General features: G+C 67.3%; 17 protein-coding genes and 2 tRNA genes. 6 read left to right on the forward strand and 13 right to left on the reverse strand.

Translation table 11 applies throughout. From position 1 onward, the window contains the following. The first annotated feature begins 46 nt into the window (after window positions 1-46). Together ACFY3V_RS00295 and ACFY3V_RS00300 are read left to right on the forward strand one after the other, a co-directional pair. Window positions 47-1309 carry a sensor domain-containing protein gene (locus tag ACFY3V_RS00295; RefSeq protein ID WP_389768527.1) on the forward strand — a complete coding sequence of 421 codons (1263 nt, stop codon included), beginning with the start codon at window positions 47-49 and terminating at the stop codon, window positions 1307-1309. After that, the gene (locus ACFY3V_RS00300) at window positions 1294-1926 is read left to right on the forward strand and encodes a response regulator transcription factor (protein ID WP_362905849.1); all 633 of its coding nucleotides are present in this window, start codon (window positions 1294-1296) and stop codon (window positions 1924-1926) included. Before ACFY3V_RS00295 ends, ACFY3V_RS00300 begins: the two co-directional genes overlap by 16 nt. Before the next feature lie 616 nt (window positions 1927-2542). Here the strand turns inward: ACFY3V_RS00300 and ACFY3V_RS00305 are convergent. From ACFY3V_RS00305 to ACFY3V_RS00355, 11 genes are all read right to left on the reverse strand, one after another. Further along, window positions 2543-6313 carry an RICIN domain-containing protein gene (locus tag ACFY3V_RS00305; RefSeq protein ID WP_389768530.1) on the reverse strand — a complete coding sequence of 1257 codons (3771 nt, stop codon included), beginning with the start codon at window positions 6311-6313 and terminating at the stop codon, window positions 2543-2545. Window positions 6314-6457: 144 nt separating this feature from the next. Continuing rightward, the gene (locus ACFY3V_RS00310) at window positions 6458-7570 is read right to left on the reverse strand and encodes a hypothetical protein (protein ID WP_389768533.1); all 1113 of its coding nucleotides are present in this window, start codon (window positions 7568-7570) and stop codon (window positions 6458-6460) included. Between the two features lie 222 nt (window positions 7571-7792). Then, on the reverse strand, window positions 7793-8050 hold the full coding sequence (locus tag ACFY3V_RS00315) for a ferritin-like domain-containing protein (RefSeq protein WP_389768536.1): 258 nt from the start codon (window positions 8048-8050) through the stop codon (window positions 7793-7795). Window positions 8051-8164: 114 nt separating this feature from the next. After that, window positions 8165-8575, reverse strand: coding sequence for a cupin domain-containing protein (locus ACFY3V_RS00320; RefSeq protein WP_362907572.1), 411 nt, complete (start codon window positions 8573-8575; stop codon window positions 8165-8167). A gap of 8 nt (window positions 8576-8583) precedes the next feature. Further along, on the reverse strand, window positions 8584-9336 hold the full coding sequence (locus ACFY3V_RS00325) for an SDR family oxidoreductase (RefSeq protein WP_389768540.1): 753 nt from the start codon (window positions 9334-9336) through the stop codon (window positions 8584-8586). A 70-nt stretch (window positions 9337-9406) separates the two neighbouring features. Further along, window positions 9407-9634 carry a helix-turn-helix transcriptional regulator gene (locus ACFY3V_RS00330; RefSeq protein ID WP_389768543.1) on the reverse strand — a complete coding sequence of 76 codons (228 nt, stop codon included), beginning with the start codon at window positions 9632-9634 and terminating at the stop codon, window positions 9407-9409. A gap of 51 nt (window positions 9635-9685) precedes the next feature. Further along, on the reverse strand, window positions 9686-10363 hold the full coding sequence (locus ACFY3V_RS00335; RefSeq protein ID WP_389768546.1) for a hypothetical protein: 678 nt from the start codon (window positions 10361-10363) through the stop codon (window positions 9686-9688). Between the two features lie 46 nt (window positions 10364-10409). Continuing rightward, window positions 10410-11324: an RNA polymerase sigma-70 factor gene (locus ACFY3V_RS00340; protein WP_362907564.1), complete on the reverse strand. Its 915-nt coding sequence runs from the start codon at window positions 11322-11324 to the stop codon at window positions 10410-10412. Window positions 11325-11366: 42 nt separating this feature from the next. Continuing rightward, window positions 11367-11555, reverse strand: coding sequence for a hypothetical protein (locus ACFY3V_RS00345; protein WP_389768549.1), 189 nt, complete (start codon window positions 11553-11555; stop codon window positions 11367-11369). Between the two features lie 20 nt (window positions 11556-11575). Continuing rightward, complete coding sequence (locus ACFY3V_RS00350) at window positions 11576-13231, reverse strand: ferritin-like domain-containing protein (protein ID WP_389768552.1); 1656 nt, start codon at window positions 13229-13231, stop codon at window positions 11576-11578. Further along, entirely contained in the window at window positions 13215-13445 is a 231-nt protein-coding gene (locus tag ACFY3V_RS00355) for a hypothetical protein (protein ID WP_362907558.1), read from the reverse strand. Before ACFY3V_RS00355 ends, ACFY3V_RS00350 begins: the two co-directional genes overlap by 17 nt. A 334-nt stretch (window positions 13446-13779) precedes the next feature. Between ACFY3V_RS00355 and ACFY3V_RS00360 the strand changes: the two genes are divergently transcribed. Continuing rightward, on the forward strand, window positions 13780-14004 hold the full coding sequence (locus ACFY3V_RS00360; protein ID WP_362907556.1) for a hypothetical protein: 225 nt from the start codon (window positions 13780-13782) through the stop codon (window positions 14002-14004). Between the two features lie 18 nt (window positions 14005-14022). On the opposite strand, the gene ACFY3V_RS00365 is transcribed toward ACFY3V_RS00360, so the two are convergent. Together ACFY3V_RS00365 and ACFY3V_RS00370 are read right to left on the reverse strand one after the other, a co-directional pair. Further along, a complete protein-coding gene (locus tag ACFY3V_RS00365; protein WP_389768556.1) occupies window positions 14023-15207 on the reverse strand; it encodes a low temperature requirement protein A in 1185 nt (394 codons plus the stop codon). A 647-nt stretch (window positions 15208-15854) separates the two neighbouring features. Next, a tRNA-Pro gene (locus tag ACFY3V_RS00370) sits at window positions 15855-15931 on the reverse strand. 119 nt (window positions 15932-16050) lie between these two features. On the opposite strand from ACFY3V_RS00370, the gene ACFY3V_RS00375 reads away from it, so the two are divergent. The 3 genes from ACFY3V_RS00375 to ACFY3V_RS00385 all read left to right on the forward strand — a co-directional run bounded on the left by ACFY3V_RS00375 (window position 16051) and on the right by ACFY3V_RS00385 (window position 17543). Beyond that, window positions 16051-16503, forward strand: coding sequence for a hypothetical protein (locus ACFY3V_RS00375; RefSeq protein WP_389768559.1), 453 nt, complete (start codon window positions 16051-16053; stop codon window positions 16501-16503). 35 nt (window positions 16504-16538) lie between these two features. Then, window positions 16539-16611: transfer RNA gene (locus ACFY3V_RS00380), tRNA-OTHER, on the forward strand. A 224-nt stretch (window positions 16612-16835) separates the two neighbouring features. Beyond that, window positions 16836-17543: a hypothetical protein gene (locus ACFY3V_RS00385; protein WP_362907550.1), complete on the forward strand. Its 708-nt coding sequence runs from the start codon at window positions 16836-16838 to the stop codon at window positions 17541-17543. The last annotated feature ends 4 nt before the right edge of the window (window positions 17544-17547 follow it).

Consider the following 17547-nt stretch of genomic DNA (forward strand, 5'->3'; position numbering starts at 1 on the left):
GATGACACACGAACAAGCCCCAGGAGCGCCCGGAACAATGGGGCGTATGGGAGAAGAACAGCGGATGGCCGCCACCCCTGGCCTCGCGCTGCGCCAACACCGGCTCTCGCTGCTGTTCACATCCTGGCCCTGGCGGTCACTGGCTTATCTGCTGACCACGCCGTTGGTCGCTCTCGCCTGGCTGCTCACCTGCTGGCCGTTGCTTCCACTCGCCGGGTTACCGCTCGGGCGAGTGGAACGATGGCGGCTGCGCTGGACCGACCTCCATCCCATCCCCGACCCGCACACGTCCACACCTTCCAGCGGGTTCCGGCTCTGGGCCCGGCATCGGCTCGGCGAGCGGATCACCTGGACCGAGCTGCTATACGGGGTCGTCCTGATCCCACTGTCGCTAGTGGGCTTCGCCGTCATGACCATTGCCCTGCTGTTGCCTGCTGCGCTTGCCGGAGCCAGTGGGCTCCTGATCACCCTGCTCGTACTCGGGATCGACCCCGGGACTGTCGATCCGACCTCGGAAGCGATTCATGAGAACCCCATCGCCCAGGTCGGGTTCTTCCTGCTCGGTCTGCTCCTGCTCGCAGCCGGCATGTACCTCGTGACGCTCGCGGCCGAAGGACAGAGGTATCTCACTCGGACGCTCATCAGCGAGCATGGCACCGAGCTTGCCGAGCAAGTGCACGACCTGACCCGATCCCGTGCTCGGATCACCACAGCGTTCGATGACGAGCGGCGGCGCATCGAACGTGATCTGCACGACGGCGCCCAGCAACGCCTCACTGCACTCGTCATGACACTCGGTGCGATGCGATACCAGCACGACCGCGGAAGCGACATCACTCAGCTCATCGAGCAGGCGCGCGTCGACGCGCAGCAGGCCGTCACCGAGCTCCGCGACATCGTGCACGGCATCTATCCCGCCGCGCTCCGTGACCACGACCTCGCCGACGCCCTCGATGAGCTCGTCGCTCGCACCGACACCCATGGACTCGCCGCCTCTGCGTTCATCGACCTGCCGGCAGACCTGCTCACCGAAGTCGAGGTGGGTCTCTACTTCGCCGCCAGTGAACTGTTCACCAACGTCACCAAGCACGCCAACGCCACGATGGTCACGCTGCTCGCGCATCACACGCCGGACGGGACTGTTTTCCTGACCGTCGAGGACGATGGATCGGGCGGCGCGCTGCCGGATGGCACGGGCCTTCTCGGAGTCATCGACCGAATCGAAACCCTTGGCGGGCGCGTCAAGATCAGCAGCCCCGCCGGAGGCCCCACCCGCATCACCTTGGAGGTCCCATGCGCATCGTCATAGCCGAGGACGCCGCACTCCTGCGCGAAGGACTCGCACGTCTGCTCACCACTGCTGGTCACGAGGTCGTCGGTGCCGTTTCCGACGGTGACTCGCTCCTGGAAGCCGTGCGTGCGCATCACCCGGACCTCACGATCATCGACGTGCGGATGCCGCCCACCCATACCGACGAAGGCATCAAAGCCGCACAAGCACTCCGGCTGCTCAACCCCGCGGAACCCATCCTCGTGCTCTCGCAGATCGTCTCAGGACGTGCTGCCGCCGACCTCCTTACGACCGGCGATGGCGGCATCGGGTACCTGCTCAAAGATCGTGTCGGCGATCTGGACGAGCTCCTTCGAGCCCTCGACACCATCGCAGCCGGAGGCGAAGTGATCGACCCCGAAGTCATCCGCAAGCTGCTCCGCCGCCGATCCAATCTGGATGAGCTCACTCCACGCGAGTCGGAAGTGCTTGCGCTCATGGCAGAAGGCAAGACCAACACCGCCATCGCCAGCGAACTCGTCATAACCGATGCGGCCGTGGCCAAGCACATCAATCGCATCTTCGCCAAGCTCGACCTCGGCGACGGCAGCGCCCACAAGCGAGTACAGGCTGTCCTCACCTACCTCCGGCAGTAGCAGAGGCACCGACTCCCGAGGTCGGCGATGTCGTCCTGCTCAGCACCAACACCTTTGGCTTTCGCTTCATGTGGTGGAACGGCGAGCACTCCGCGCGGACGGGCCGCAGGAAGTACGCCGCTCACACGGCGGACAACCCGGCGGCAGCCGCTCGCCGGATCGCTGACCGTTACGCCGCTCTCCGCGCGACGCACCCCGCGCCCCCTCCCAGCGCGGGGGCGGCCACCGGGTGGACGAAAGTCACCGCTGGTCGATCGCTGAGGCTCGGGCAACCTGGACGGTGCTGCTGTCCGGGAAGGCCCGGTAGAGACGGGCGTGGCGGCGTGTGCTTCGGAGGGACGGCGTCGCCACGCCTGCCAGGATAGGCATGGAGCGTGCTTCCGGAAGCACGCCCGCTAGCCCCCTGAAACATGGCATGACCAGGGCTGTAGCAGATAGCACCCAGCCCGCCTGCCATCCGTAAATCAGTTCAGGAGGTGGTTTTGAACCTGGACACACTCGCTGCTGCCGCAGCACTCGCAGTCTCCCCCTGCTCATATTCAGCTACATCTACACCTGTTACGCGCCCGTTCCGTGAGCAGTTCACTGGACAGACCCCGGAGAACGGGGCCGGCGATCAGCTCCGGAGTGCTTTCCAGTTCCATGTGAGCCCGTAGGACGAGCTCAGAGCCAGCGAACCCGGGCCGATGGCGCCGAGATTGAGGAAGCGGGCCTGCGCGTCGTACTGGCCCACCACCGTCGGCTGCGATACGTGCCTGTCGGCGAGAGGGGTGCAGAACACGTAGCCGCCGTCATTGGCGCGGAATTCGTTCAGCGTGAGCCGGTTGCCATCGCCAACCGCGGGATCGGTGGCCGTTGAATTGACGTACAGTCCCTTGTGGACGAGGTAGTAGCAGTAGAAATCCTCGGTCTTGTCAGCGTATATGGGCAGAAATTCTTCTTCGGGATCGCCGCTGTCGGGTTCGAGCACCACCGGGGTGCCCGGCTCCGGATCGGAGTCCTGCACGGTCATGGCCGAGCCTGCGCCGGTGACGATCTCGTCGACGTCCAGCGCCTCGTTCTCGGCGTCCTGAAGGAACCAGCGTTGCTCGGGGTCGAATTCGTCGACGAGATCACGACCCACCAGTTCTTCGCCGTCCGCGCGATCCAGGACGGTCAACGCCTGACCGGTGGCCTTGTTCAGCAAGATCCATGTGCCGTCACCCATGTCCAGCAATTGCCAGAGCTGGGAGTCGCCCTCGTCAGAGCCTTGGAGAACCGCCGGCGCGTCGGCACGGGCGGAGTCCTGGCCCAGATAGGTACGCGTGACGCTGTGCAGCACGCGGTAGTGACCTGGGTGGTCAGCGGCGGCCAGGAAGCGGAAATTGTGCGCGCTCTGCTCGGAGCGGGCGAACATCCTGGTCTTGAGGCGACTACTGCCGGGCTGTGTCCCCGCACCCGAAGGGTAGGGAGAGCGGGTGCTGGATGCGCTTCTGAGATTCTGCGTTGTTCGCGGAACGGCCTTCGCCCGCTGTGCCGGCTTGGACGTCGTGCATCTCTGATCGTCGGTGGGATAGGAGAAGTCGTATTCGACGGGACGGTGGTCCGATAGTTCGAAGTCGGTTATCGGCGTCCCGAACCCGTAACCCCTGTAGAGCACCGGGGTGACGCTGTTCTGCGTGACGGCGTAGTCAATGGTGCGTCCCGTGACGGGGCGGGTCGGCCCGCTCGAGGACAGTATGTCGAACTGATGGGAGTCACTGCCGAGAGCGTTTATCAATCCTGCCTGTCCATAAACCTCCATGTTGAAGTCGCCGAGGACCACCCAGCGCAGCGGCTGCCCGTTCGGGCCGGCGTTCTCCATACGACTCTTGATGTTCCTCAGCATCGTGGCGTTGTCCGTTCCGCCTTGTGCCGCCCCATGCCAGGTGAAGTAGACGACACCGCAATAGTTGACGCCGAGCGCGGGACGGGACTTGCCCTCGTGCACGCCGTTCCTGGTCGCTCCGGGGACGACGAATATCTCGTTCCGCTGGACACTTCTCCGAGTCCAGACCGCCAGATTGATCTTTTCCGGGTTGCCGGAGCCGGTGTCGACGTTCGTGTTCAGCCAGTAGAGGTAACCTCCTCTGCGGCCTCCACTGGTTCGGCTGAGCCAGATCTCCTGGACGGGAGGCGCGTTCGTACTGCCGTCCCGCATCCTCTTGACGTAGTCGGTCTGCGCGATGGCATCTTCGGCCCAATAGTGCCGGTCGGCGGGATAGCCGGTTTCCTGTAGGGCCAGGATGTCGTTCTCCCTGGGAGGATTCTCCTGCGTATGCAGGGAGGGCAGTGCGGTCGCGTACCTGTCGCCATGGTGTTGCGAGGACGCGCCGGCCATGTTCCAGGTGGCCGCCTTGATCTCGACGAACTCTGGGTCCCGTGGGGGAATTTCGCCGCCGGTGTCGCGGAGGAACAGTGAGTGCCGATTCCCCACGTCGAGGGTGGCCACTCCATTGCCCTGGTAGTTCAGGGTCTCCCGTTCGGTCCAGTCCGTGATCGCCTGCCCGTTCTGGCGCAGGGGCAGAAACGTGCGCGGGTCGGAGTCGTCCGATCCGAACTGGAAGGCGGTACCGACCTGGGCGCCGTACGGCCTGTACGGTTCGAACGGCCCGCCCGCGGTGGTCTGCTTGCTCAGCGTGTTGTTGTAGAAGACGTTCTGTGGCCCGGAGGAGCCGGCCCACTTGCCCGCCTTGGGGCCGGCCGCCCACCAGATCGGATACCAGGTGCCCTCGTCGATCTCGCCGCCCTCACCACCACAGTTGGCCGAGCAGTTGGCCGAGCGGTGCTCGTAGGGGACTCGCACCGTGTTCTGCTCGAACAGGTTGTCGTGCTCCCAGCCGCCGTGCAGGTTCAGGTCGGAGTCGAGGTCGTTGCGGAAGGCGACGTTGCCGCCGGCCGACCACTGGAAGGTGAAGTGGCGCAAGTTGCGGCTGAGGTTGTGCGCCCACAGCGAGTCCCATACGCGACTGCCGCGCAGGTAGCCGTTGCCGCCCTTGCCCTTGTTCCAGGCGCCGTCGAAGCTGTTGCGCTCGATCTGCAGGTTACGCGCCACCTCGGTGACGATCGGGTGTGAGCCGGTCATCGTGGCTTTCAGCCCGCGCGCCCAACTGTTGGCCGCCCACTTGAACACGATGCCGTGCATGGCGTACTCGGGCGCCATGTTGCCGTAGTTGTGCACGGCCTGCTCGGGAGTCAGCGAGTACGTCTCCTGGCCACCGATCTTCGGCAGGCCGTTCATGTCCTGGGTGAAGGCGAAGTCCTCGAACCCGACACCCTCGACCACCTTCAGCGGCGTGACCTTGCTGGCGTACGGGGTGCCGTTGCCGTTCAGCGGTTCGGAGCCGTCCGATTCGGAGTTGACCGGCAGGTCCCACTCCAGCGGCCGGTCCAGCGTGATCGTCTTGGCCGTGGCGTCCATGCGGCTGAGCCGGAACATCTCCTGCCGCATGTGGAGCGCCTCGATCATGCTCTGGTCGGTGATGCCCTGCTGCGCGTAGAACTTCCGGCTGTTGGCCGCGCCCACCCAGACATAGCCGCCCGGCTTGAACTTCGTCATGTCGGCTTTCGCGTCCAGCCGCACGACCGTGTTTCCCGCCCGTGCCGAGAAGCCCGGGTCCCCGTCCGCCGCGGCCACCTTGAAGCCGGAGGCCCAGTGCTGGTTGATGCTGCCCTCATAGAGGTCCTTGCGCATGGGCAGGCTCGACGCCAGCTCCCAGTCATCCTTGTACCGGGCCGCCACCTCTCGGGTCTGGACCCGGAACATGCCTCGCCCAGGCCAGATCCAGCCACCGTTGCCGATGTCGGGGGCGGTGCCGGCAATCATGCTCTCCTGGTCCCACCGACCGTTGATCACCTGGTCGTAGCGGGTCCGGAGGCCGGGTCTGAACACCAGCCGGGTGCCGCCGTCGCCAGCCCCCTTGCCCCGTACGATCAGGAATCCGGCGTCAACGTAGATCTGCTGGGTGATGTCGAGCCGGCCGGAAGGCAGCTCGATGAGCGAGAGCCGGTTGAAGTTGGCGTTCGGCGAGCAGACGCTCTTGATGTGGTCGATCGCCTTCTGCAGTCCGGCGGTGTCGTCGGCCCCGTCGTCCGCCGTCACCCCGTAGGAGGAAGCAAGCTTTTCCGGCGAGATACGGCAGGAGGCGTCGTCGGTCAGATCCGTATCGCCCTCGGGCAGCTTCTGGCCGCCTCGGTATCCTGCGCGTGACCAGTCCGGTAGACCGGCCGTAGGGGCTGTGCGGTTGGTGACACTCAGGTCCGGGCCGGACGCTCCCGGTCCGGCCGACGGCGAGTCTTCCGCCGTTGCAGCCGCGGTCAAGGGCGTCGGGGAAGTGGACGCCGCCGGGGCGATGCCCGGCGACGACAACGAGAGCAGCAGGCCGGATAACCCGGATAACACGGCCGCCGCTGGTCGAACCAGTCTCACGTGATCTCTTTCTGAGTAGGACGCCGGGAGTCGGGCGTCGGGCGTCGGAGACGATGGCGCCGTCCGGCTAAGCGTTTACCGGCTTCACCACTGCGGGGCCGACGGCGTGGGCATCGCCGCGAAGTCGTAGACCTTCTTCCACAGCACGCCGCTCTTGCCACCGGCTGAACCGTTGATGACGTAATAGACATCGGTACCGGCTACCACGGCCAGCGGAGTTCTGCCCGGGGAGAGTGCGAAGCTGTTCTCCTCGTAATAGCCGCTCCACCCACCGTCGCGCGAGATCATGTAACTGCCGATGGTGTTGTCGCGGTCCTCGGTAATGGTGATGACGCCGTAACCGCTTCGGGAGAGCGCAACGGACGGGCCATTCCTCGTGTAACCGGGGGTGCCTGTCGCATAAACCCGGAACGGATTCGTCCAATTTCCGGTCCCGTACCGCTGCCGCGACATGTACACGTAATTATCGGTGCCCGTGAAGGCGAGAACGATCTGGTTCCAGGGAGCGGGGTCGTTGTTGCTGCCCACCTGGGCGGCCAGTCCCGGCGCGTCCTTGCTCTGCGCACCCGGCACGATGCTGGGCGCGCCGTAGGTCGCGGTTTCGCCGTTGTAGTACATCGTCCAGATGTCATCGGTGGACTGGCTGTTCCAGGCGAGCATGAAGGAGTTGTCGGGAAGCGCGGCAACCGCCACGGGCTCGGTGTTGGTGGTGCGCGTGTCGTTGGGGATCTTGGTCCAGCTGGGCAGAGTGCCGGGCAGTTGGTAGCTCGCGCTGAGCTGGACGCGGTGCTGGTAGACGTGGCCCTCGGTACCGGTGTGGAAGATCCGGAAGTTTCCGCGACCCCCGTCGTCGGTCCAGATCACCCTCGGAGGAGTCCACGTCTGCGCGTTGGGCAGTGAGTACGCCGGCCCGTTGTTCAACGAGATCCAGATGGAGTCGTTGTCCGCGCCGCGCCAGGCGTGCAGGATGTTGCCACGGTTGTCGCGTGCCTCTCCCGGAGTGGACCTGCTGGTGATCTGCCCACCGGCATAGGTCACCGGCTGCCAGTCGGATCCCTCACCGGGAAAACCCCAGGAACTGATCGAGGCGTCACCGTCGTCGGCCGAAGCCGGTGCAGGCGCCGTCATTCCACCAGGAGCGGCGGCACAGGCGACCAGCGTCACCAGCGCGATGAACAACCTTTTCTTGATGAGCATTTCTTCTCCCGCATCGTCTCTCGAATCGATGTCCGTCGCGCCCTTTGCGCGGAGGTAACTCATGGACTGTCACTACAGAGACAAAGTGCGGCAGGCGGCTTGTGACATGACGCTCGTCACATCACGTCAAGCCCGCGGCACAATCAGTCTGAATTGTTTTCCGAGGTCACCTCAATGCGTGCCTGCCTCGGTTTCACCATGGACGTCTCGATGCCAGACGCGCTATCCCGTGGCACCGCTCTCGTAGTTGTCGTCCTCCGGTGGCGCGCCGGGCGGTGCGGGCTGTTCCAGACGCAGGAACATCTCCACCGCCTCCGCACCGAACGGCACCGGCGACACCTCCAGATCACCGTGCGGCAACTTGCGCGGGTGCGGCGGCAGCATCCCCGGCATGTCCAGGCGCGGCGCGCCGCCGACCGCGTTGAGCAGGTTCGCCGCCAGCGCCAGATGCAGCATCTCCTCCACGAAGACGCCACTCACCACCTCCACAGCGGATCGGACCGCCGGCCGGTGGGCCGGCGGCCTGGTTCGCTCCTGGGGTCAGGCAGCGTGACGGCAGCCGGTGCCGTCACGCTGCGGATACTTCGACGGGGTTCAGGACGGGCGCGGGCCGCGGCGGTCCTGGCGCTGGGCCAGCTCGGCCTCTTCCACCAGCGTGAACATCGGCTTGCCCGGCTCGCACAGCATGGTGACCGTGAACCGTACCGGGACATCGTCGCGATTGTTGCCGTCCTGGTAGTGGATGACGTCGCCCCCCGGCTCCCAGAACGCCTCGCCGGCGCGGATCACCCGCTCCGGCTCTCCTTCCAGCTCCATCAGCATCTCGCCCTCGAGGACGACGCCGAAGGCGGGGCCCGGGTGGCGATGCGGCGGCGCGCCAGGGTCTCCAGGCGGGTACTCGATGACCACGGTCATCGCGTGCGCGCCCTCGGGGATGAACGGAGGCTGCGCCTCTTGCAGCACGGTCAGCGCCGTCTGCCACGCGGTCGATCGCGGTTTGTCCATCGCCCCGCCTACTTCGCGTTGGACTGGTCGAGCCAGTCCTTGTAGGTGATGGTGCCGAGCTGCGCGCCGTCAGCGGGCACCAGCGACCGCTCGCCGAGCAGGCTGCCGAAATAGCGTGCCTGCGGGTCGACGACGACCTCACGGGTGTCACCCCAGGCGGCCAACGCCTTGCGGAAGAACTCGTCCATCTTGTACCGGGTCGGTCCGGCGATCTCGATCCGGCCGTTCAGCGGCGTCCCCACCGCGGTCCTGCCGACCGCCTGGGCCACGTCGTCGCCCGCGATCGGCTGGAACAGCACCGGCGCGATGTGCACCTTGCCGTCGACCGTGCCCTCGTCGGCGATGCCGCGGGCGAACTCGAAGAACTGGGTGGAGTGCACCAGCGAGAACGGGATTCCCGACTTCTCGATCAGCTCCTCCTGAGCGATCTTCGCCGCGAAGTAGCCGTTCTCCGGCATCCGGTCGGTCCCCACGATCGACACCGCCACGTGATGGCCCACCCCCGCGGCCGCCTCGGCCGCCAGCAGGTTGCCGGTGGAGGTCTGGAAGAACTTCATGACGGCCTCGCGCTCGAACGAGGGCGAGTTCGACACGTCGATCACGACCTGGGCGCCCTTCAGCACCTCGGCCAGGCCCTCCCCGGTCAGCGTGTTGACGCCGGTGTTCGGCGACGCGGCCACGGCCTCGTGGCCGTGCTCGCCCAGCTTCTTCACCAGCTTCGACCCGATGAGCCCGGTCCCGCCGATCACCACGATCTTCATTGTTGGCACCCTTCTGCCTTTCCGGGCGCTGTAGTGCGCCCGCATCGTCAGCTAAGACAAGGCAGCCCTCTCACTTGTGACAGGCGGCCTCGTGTTCGAGGAGGAGCTCGGTGAGCTCGACGCGCGAGCCGATCCCGAGCTTGGTGAAGGCATGCCGGAGGTGCGTGCTGACCGTGTACGGCGACAGGTAGAGCCGATCGGCGACCTGCTTGTTGGTGGCGCCGTCGGCGACGAGCCTGATGATCTGCATCTCGGAGGCGGTCAGGCTGTCCCAGCCCGCGGTCGGCCTACCGGACACCGCGCGAGCGGCGCCCGCCCAGGCCCTTGAGGTCGTGCGCCGGTATGCCCTTCAGTGCCAACGCTGGAGTTTGTCGGGGTTCAGGATGATCCACACCGCCGTGACCTCGGCTCCGGCCACGCTCACGCTGACCACCGCCACGGCCTTGCCCGCCCGCCGCAGCACGAGCCCCGTCCCGCCGTTCACCGATCCGATGGCCGGCTCGGTTCCTGGCTGGTCGATCAGCAACGCCGTGACGACCCGCGCGACCGCGTCCGCACCGTAAGTCGGCCGCACGGCGACGCGCACCTTGCCGCCGCCATCGCTGACGACGATCGCGTCGGCGGCCAGGACTTCCCGCAACGCCTCGGTGTCGCCCGCCTGGCAGGCCGCGGCGAACCGGCGGGCCACCCGCTCGTGCCTGGCGAGCATCTCCGGGCCGTACCCGGCCCGGAGCGAGGCCGGGTACGGCACGGGCTGGGCCCGGGGCACCCGGCCGCCGGGCACGTGGTCGGGGTCGGGGTCGGCGAGGAGCTCCAGGCAGATGCTTCCCGCTGTCTGCGTCAGCCAGGCGCGCGGCACCGCGATGGCGGCGCGCTCCTCCTCGTCGAGGGCGTACCAGCGGCGATAGGTCTCCTGGACGACGTGGTCGGCCGTGGTGTCCGAGCCGAACATGCACAGAGCGATCTCGAGCAGGTGCTGCCGTTCGTCGAGCATCTCCGCCAGCGACTCGGCGCCCGCCTCGGTCATGATCTGCCGCCCCCTTCATTGTTGGCAGATAAGACCGGACAGCCCGTTACGTTGTGACAAAGCGGCTGCGAGACCGCTCGAAGGCCTCGATCTTGGCCGGGTTGAGGATCCACAACAGGTGGTGGATCCCCTCCCTGGAGGCCTCGATGGCGAGCAGGGCGACACCGCTGCCGTCCCGGGTGACGAGCACGCCTGGCAGCCCGTTCATCTCGACCCACGTGACGGCGGCGCCCGGCCAGAACCGTGGTGAGAACGCGGCCACGAACCTGGCCACCCGCTCATTGCCCAGCACGGGGAACTTGGCCGATCCCCTGATGCCGTCGCCGTCGGAGGAGCTGACGACGTCGGAGGCGAAGAGCTTCTCCAAGGCGCCGACGTTTCCTGTCTGGGCGGCGTCGAGGAACGTCTCCAGAAGGCGCCGGTGCTGGAGCCTGTCGATGGGCTCGTGGCGTACGGCGGTCAGGCGCCTGCGGGCGCGGCTCACGATCTGCCTGACATTGACCGGGGTGAGCCGCAGGATCTCCGCTATCTGCGGATAGGGGTAGTCGAAGGCTTCGCGCAGGACGTAAGCGGCGCGCTCGGTGGGATTGAGCTTCTCCAGCAGGAGCAGAAAGGCCAGCTCCAGCGCTTCGCCGCGTTCGGCGCCGACAGTGGGGTCCAGACTGGTGTCCACGGGTTCCGGCAGCCAGGGGCCGATGTAGGACTCCCGCCGCATGCGCGCCGACTGCGCCAGGTTGATGGCCAGCCGGGTGGTGACCAGCGCCAGGAAGGCCGGCGGGTTCTCGATGGTCTCGCGGTCGGTGTCCTGCCAGCGCAGCCACACCTCCTGGACGATGTCCTCGGCCTCGGCCGCGCTGCCCAGCATCCGGTAGGCGATGCCGAACAGCCGCGGACGCAGCTCGATGAAAGCGGACGCCGCCCGATCGAGAGCGCCCGCCTGTTTCAGGGATTCCGTGTTCATGTGCCCCACATCGATTCACCCGTTGGCCTGGGCAGGGGTTCGTCAGCCTCGCGCGCGGTCCACAGCGTCGAGGATAGTCGCTGTCACGGCGTCGGGCTGGGAGGCCGCGAGCGCGTGAGAGGCGCCGGCGACCGTGGTGAGCTGATTGCCACGCAGGCGCTGAATGACGCGGTTCCAGCCGGCCGACTCGGCGAAGGCGCCGTGGACGAGGAGAACGACCGGTTGGTCCATGGGATTGCCTCTCTGGTTGTTCACTCGTGGAAGCCGATCTCGCGATGGGTACCGTCGCAGAGCGGTTTGTTGCCGGAGTGGCCGCAACGGCACAGCGTCATCCGGTTCCTGGTCTCCAGCGGTAGGCCGTCCGATCGGGTGACGGGGATTCCACCGGTCACCCACAGCGCGCCGGCCAGCCCGTCCTCCTCCTCCAGCACCGAGACGGCGCGCGGGAGGTCGGCCTCGATCGTCTCGCCGCCGCGTTCGAGGGCATAGCTGTAGGAGCCGGAGGGGCAGTGATCGATGCGGCCCATGACGGCGGAGCGCACGTCGCTGTCGGCGGTGTCGTCGAGCATCTTGGCGATGGGTCTGGTCCGGCCGATGCAGAAGGCGGCGTGCACGCACAGCTCGCCCACCCGCTGCGCGGAGATGCCGACGCCGTCGTGCACGTGCTGCAATTCCTGGTAGGGCCGCATCGGCGCGGCCTCCGTGCCGTCGAAATCGATCACGGCGTGAGTTCCGTCGCAGAACGGCTTGGCGCCCGAACGGCCGCAGCGGCACAGCGCATAGGTTTCCTCGGTCTCCAGCGGCTCGCCGGTCTTCCAGGTGAGCGCGTTCTTCTGCTCGGCGGAGACGATCTTCCGCTTGCGTCGCAGGGGGACGCGACCGTACACGACGTACGGCCCGTCCCGGAGCACGACGATCCGCTGGTGGTCGCCCGCGCTCCAGCGGCGCAGCTCAGGCGGGACGTAGTCGAAGGTGAGGCCGCCCCGCCGCATCAGCTCCTGCGCCTGGGCCTTGAGCGCGTACATCTCCCCGGTGGCGACGGCGAGCATCCTCGGGCTGCCGTTGAAGGCCAGCTCCAGCAGATGGAGGATCGCGCAGTAGGTGTGGTTGAACTCCTCCTGCGCGGCGCGGTCCGCGGGGTTGGGCGTCATGGAGAACACCTCGGTGAGATCCACCGAGAGCTTTTCACCGGTGGGCCCTGACTCAGGGGTGTCCCCGCGCCGGTAGCGGCGGCCGAGCTTCAGCTCCATGAAGCGGTAGTAATGGGCGACCTCGTCCTGGTCACCGTCCCAGACCTCGCCGCGAGCGTTGCCTTCCCCCTGCTCGACGATCTCCTTCAGCGCGTCCAGCGCGGAGGCGAGGTCGGTGACGGCGACGAGCCTGCCGCCGGTGTGGCGGAAGTGGCCGCCGCTCACCTGCCGGGCCGGGTCGCCGCAGAACACCTCCTTCTCGCCGAGCGTGTCGCACAGGTGGCGCAACCCCTGCTCGATCGCCGCGTAGAACTGCCCGATCGTCTCGTAGTTGTCGTCCTCCGGTGGCGCGCCGGGCGGTGCGGGCTGTTCCAGACGCAGGAACATCTCCACCGCCTCCGCACCGAACGGCACCAGCGACACCTCCAGATCACCGTGCGGCAGCTTGCGCGGGTGCGGCGGCAGCATCCCCGGCATGTCCAGGCGCGGCGCGCCGCCGACCGCGTTGAGCAGGTTCGCCGCCAGCGCCAGATGCAGCATCTCCTCCACGAAGACGCCACTCACCACCTCCACAGCCGCCGGGTTACGCTCCGGATCCAACGAGTACAGCGCCGTCAAGTACGGCGGCAGCGTCGCGTGCTCCAACTCGATCGCCCACTGCAGGTGCTCACGGAGGCTGCCGAGCGTGCCGATCCGCGGCTCAGGCAACGTCGTCACCCGGCCGCGAGCCGTCCTCCAGCACCTTGACCGCGTCGCGCAGCCCCCGCAGAGCGATCTTCTCGCGCTCGACGTCCGTCGGGTCGTACAGCCACTCGGTGACCGGCTGCCACACCTCCTCTTCCGGATGGCTCGCCTCGGCGATGATCAGCTCCTCCTCGATCTCGACGTGGAGCTCGTACAGGAACTCGTTCTCACCGTTCGGGGTGATCATGTCTCCTCCAAGGGATGTACAGCCGGCCTGCTGACCGCGTGGATCAGCCGGTCGGCGGCCGGCATCGGCTCGATCAGGATTGGCCGGACCCCGAACCCTTCGGCGGCCCAGGCCACCGGCCCGCCGACTCCCGCGCCCACATCGAGCAGCCGCATCCCGGGCGCCGGCGGTCCAGCCCGCGACATCGCCGAACTCGGCGACCATCGGCAACGCGGTCACAACAACCTCCCCCGTTCAGCGGTGTGGCCCGATCGCCAGCTAAGACAGGACAGCCCCGGCATTTGTGACAAGATCCGGCTATTCGACGAGCTTTCCCACGGTTGAGACCTCGCGCATGAACGCCGCGATCTCGGCGGGAATCGGCGGGATGCTCTCCCGCTCCACCGATCCGGGGCCGAACCACCCGGTTGACCTGCAGTGCGGGGTCGAGTTCCGGGTCGTCGGAGCGGTTGTGGCAGCCACGGGTCTCGCGGCGCTCGATCGCGGCGTCGACGGTCGCGCGCAGATCGGCCCCTCCGGTCCCGATGACCAGGACGGACGTGGCGATTCTGTTTCCTGATGCGTACATGACGCTCCTTCAGCTACGGGCCGCCCAGATGGCGACGGCGACCAGCGCGACGCAGGCGGCCGCGATCAGCCCGACCACGGCGGCCACCCCGATCCAGGGCGCCGCGAGCGGCGACAACACGACGGCGCCGACGCACCCTGCCACGGCAGGGCGGGGGATGACGGAGTCCGCGTCGACCAGCGCATGCACCACCCGGAGCAGGATGAGATACACCCCGACCGGGATGGCGACCGCGTAGCCGATCGCCATCGGCGATGCCGCCACCTGGCGCCCGCTCTGCTCCACCGCCACCTCGAGCCCGGCGCCAAGAGCCGCCAGCGCGGCGAAGATGCCGAAGTGGCCGTACCCCCACCAGTACGACCGATGACGCCGGTCGCTGAGCCCCTCCCCTGCCTTGACCAGGAAGTACAGCCACCACATGGCGAACAGCAGGACGAGACCGGATCCGGCGATGGCGACGAGGGGAGCCGCTTCGAGCGCCGCTTCAACTCCTCTGCTCGCGGCCAGGACACTCTCGCCCAGCAGGATGATCGTGAACAGGCCGTAGCGCTCGGCGATATGGTGCGGGTGCCAGGTGGTTGCCCTGACTCGCTCCGCCCACCACGGCACCGCCAGCTCCAGGACGACCAGGCAGGCGAAGAACGGCAGCTGGAGTGACGCCGGCAGGAATCCCGTCCCCAGGAGAGCGAGTCGGAACAACCAGCCCAACTCGACCAGACCTATGCCCGCGGCGTAGCGGAGCCCCGTACGACGGCTCGCCGGGTCTTCGAACGCGGCCCTCAGCCATTGGGCGACAAGCCCGATCCTCATGATGAGGTAACCCAGGGTGATGATCCCGTAGTCGGAGTGGCCGACCGCGGCGGGCACGCCGACGGCGAGGACCAGCACCCCCGCCATCTGCACCATGGTCAGCAACCGGTAGGGAACGTCGTCGGTGTCGTAGGACGAGGCGAACCAGGTGAAGTTCATCCACGCCCACCAGATGGCGAAGAACACCTGGAGGAACGGGACCAGCCCGGTCAGGCCGTGATCTTCAGCGATGGCGTGCGCGAACTGCGCCGTGATGGCCGCGACCGCGATCACGAAGGTGAGATCGAAGAGGAGCTCGAGCTGGCTCGACGCGCGATGCGGCTCGTCGACGGGCCGGGAGCTCATCTGGACCCGGATCCGGACGGTGGTCCTGGTCGAGGGCACGCTCACGCTCCTGTCGCTCTTACGGCATCCGGTTCGCCAAGGAAGACCGGACGGCGTCGCGATCTGTGACAGCTCGTCGCGGTGGTTGTCACACGTCGAGAGGCCACTCCTCGGCCAGGGACATGGCCGCCTCCAGGCGCACCCTCCTCATCCGCCCGACCGACCAGGCCCAATAGAGCGGCGACACCGGCCTCCACTTACGGTGCGCTCGCGAGGGTGTTCCGCCGCTGATCGGATTCGGCGGGCGACGTCGGCGGCGAGCAGTTCCTCCAGTCCGGCAAGATCGCCGGACTGCGCGGCGGCGACGAACGTCTGTGCGAGGCGCCGATGGGCGGTGCTGCTCACCTGGTGGCGCCGCTCGGTGGCAAGGTGGTCGCGGGCGCGTCGCAGGAGTTGCCGCGCGTGGTCTTCGCCCAGGTGGAGGATCTCGGAGATTCGGCGGTAGGGGTGGTAGGGGTAGTCGAAGGCAATGCGGGGAGATAGACCGCTCGTTCGACGGGGGTCGGTCTCTCCCCGCGAAGGCACCGCCCCCGTTGAACGGTCGGAGGCCGATGCGTAAGTCCACAACGATCTTCGCCCGGTAGTCACCCACCAATGCGAAAGGGTGCCACCCTTCCGAGTGACACCCTTGCCGACCAGCTGAAACCTGGTCGGGACGACAGGATTTGAACCTGCGACCCCTTGACCCCCAGTCAAGTGCGCTACCAAGCTGCGCTACGTCCCGGTTGTCCTGCGTCCTGCGCCCTCTCGGGCGGGACGTCATAACCTTAGCGCAGATCGAGGGGGCTTCGCACACGGCGACGCCCACGAGGGCAGGCGATCGCGCGAAGGGCGAGGGGCACCGTGGGGCGTAAGGCGTTGATCGACCAGGAGGAGTTGCGGCGGCTGGCCGGGCAGGGGTTGTCGAACGCGGAGCTGGCCGCGCGGTTCGGGGTGAGCGAGTCGGGGATCTTGCAGGCGAAGCGGGCGGCAGGTCTGTCGAAGCCGATGCTCGATCACTCGCGGGCCATCCCGTGGAAGCTGGACCGCGCGCACAACCAGTCCGGACCCGCGACGAACCTGCGCAATCTCTCCTCCGTGGCGCAGGGGCGGGTGATCCCGGCCGAGAAGCTGAACACGGCGCTGCGCTGGGCCGGGCGGCTGGTCGCCTCCGGGATGGACATCTCATACGAGCCGAGTCGCGGGTTCCTGGAGGTTCCCGCCTCTCCTGAGGACTGGCTCGTCGAGAGGATGCTGAACGAGGCCAGGAAGGCTCTTGAGGCCGCCGTGCCCTCTGAGGGTCTCGAGGATCACTAGATCATGACGTCCCGCCCGAGAGGGCGATGGGCGACCGGGACGTAGCGCAGCTTGGTGGCGCACTTGGCCGGGGGCACGGGGGCGCAGGTTCAAAGCCCGTCGTCCCGACCGGGTTTCGGCTCGACGGAGGGGTGAGCACCGGAAACCAGCCGAAGCCAGAGAAGGAGGCCACGATCAGAAACTCCGCAAAGGAACGGTCAATACCCGAAAAATCGCGGTAAAACGTCAAATCAAGTCTAAATAGTGGCACGCCAGAGATGTTGGCAACCGGTTTCGAGCCTTGACCCCAGGGCAGCGCACGGGTACAAGCGCCTACACGACCGGAGGCAGACATGTCCACCGTGATCTGGGTGGCCGTCATCGTGGTCGCGGTGGTGGCGATCGCTGCAGTCGGCTATTTCGTGATGCAGCAGCAACGCCGACACCGGCTTCGCGACCGTTTCGGCCCCGAATACGAACGTACCGTGCAGGAGCGTGAGAACCGGCGCGATGCCGAGCAGGAGCTCATCGCCCGCGAGCAGCGCTTCAGCTCCCTCGACATCCGCGCCCTGGACGCCGGGACGCGCGAGGTCTACGCGAAGAAGTGGATGGAGGTCCAGGAGCGTTTCGTGGACGCTCCCGGCTTCGCGGTGACGGAGGCCGACCACCTGGTCACGTCCGTGATGGCGGAGCGGGGCTACCCGACCGAGGACTTCGAGCAGCGGCTCTCCGACCTTTCGGTCGCGCACGGCCGCACCCTCGACCACTACCGGCAGGCTCACGAGATCAGCACCCGGGCCGCCCGCAAGGAGGCCTCCACCGAGGAGCTCCGGCAGGCCATGGTCCACTACCGCGCCCTGTTCGAGGAGTTGCTCGAGGCCCCCGGCACCTCGACCCCGGACCCCTCGGTCAACGGCGACCGGAACTCCCGGCGGACCGAGACCGCCGACCGGGACGCCACGATTCCCGCCGACCGAGACGCCCGGCACCCGGACTCCACCCAGCCCGAGACCATCGACGACGCCGAGCGAGCCCCGCGACGCGACCCCCAAGGACGGTGACCCG

It is taken from the genome of Streptosporangium sp. NPDC000095, assembly GCF_042899335.1.
GTDB lineage: Bacteria > Actinomycetota > Actinomycetes > Streptosporangiales > Streptosporangiaceae > Streptosporangium.

Bases quoted from the DNA above. Each gene is read 5' to 3' on its own strand.
- ACFY3V_RS00295 (WP_389768527.1), top strand. From the start codon at position 47: ATGGGAGAAGAACAGCGGATGGCCGCCACCCCTGGCCTCGCGCTGCGC.
- ACFY3V_RS00300 (WP_362905849.1), top strand. From the start codon at position 1,294: ATGCGCATCGTCATAGCCGAGGACGCCGCACTCCTGCGCGAAGGACTC.
- ACFY3V_RS00310 (WP_389768533.1), bottom strand. From the start codon at position 7,570: ATGCTCATCAAGAAAAGGTTGTTCATCGCGCTGGTGACGCTGGTCGCC.
- ACFY3V_RS00320 (WP_362907572.1), bottom strand. From the start codon at position 8,575: ATGGACAAACCGCGATCGACCGCGTGGCAGACGGCGCTGACCGTGCTG.
- ACFY3V_RS00325 (WP_389768540.1), bottom strand. From the start codon at position 9,336: ATGAAGATCGTGGTGATCGGCGGGACCGGGCTCATCGGGTCGAAGCTG.
- ACFY3V_RS00335 (WP_389768546.1), bottom strand. From the start codon at position 10,363: ATGACCGAGGCGGGCGCCGAGTCGCTGGCGGAGATGCTCGACGAACGG.
- ACFY3V_RS00340 (WP_362907564.1), bottom strand. From the start codon at position 11,324: ATGAACACGGAATCCCTGAAACAGGCGGGCGCTCTCGATCGGGCGGCG.
- ACFY3V_RS00345 (WP_389768549.1), bottom strand. From the start codon at position 11,555: ATGGACCAACCGGTCGTTCTCCTCGTCCACGGCGCCTTCGCCGAGTCG.
- ACFY3V_RS00355 (WP_362907558.1), bottom strand. From the start codon at position 13,445: ATGATCACCCCGAACGGTGAGAACGAGTTCCTGTACGAGCTCCACGTC.
- ACFY3V_RS00360 (WP_362907556.1), top strand. From the start codon at position 13,780: ATGAACGCCGCGATCTCGGCGGGAATCGGCGGGATGCTCTCCCGCTCC.
- ACFY3V_RS00385 (WP_362907550.1), top strand. From the start codon at position 16,836: ATGTCCACCGTGATCTGGGTGGCCGTCATCGTGGTCGCGGTGGTGGCG.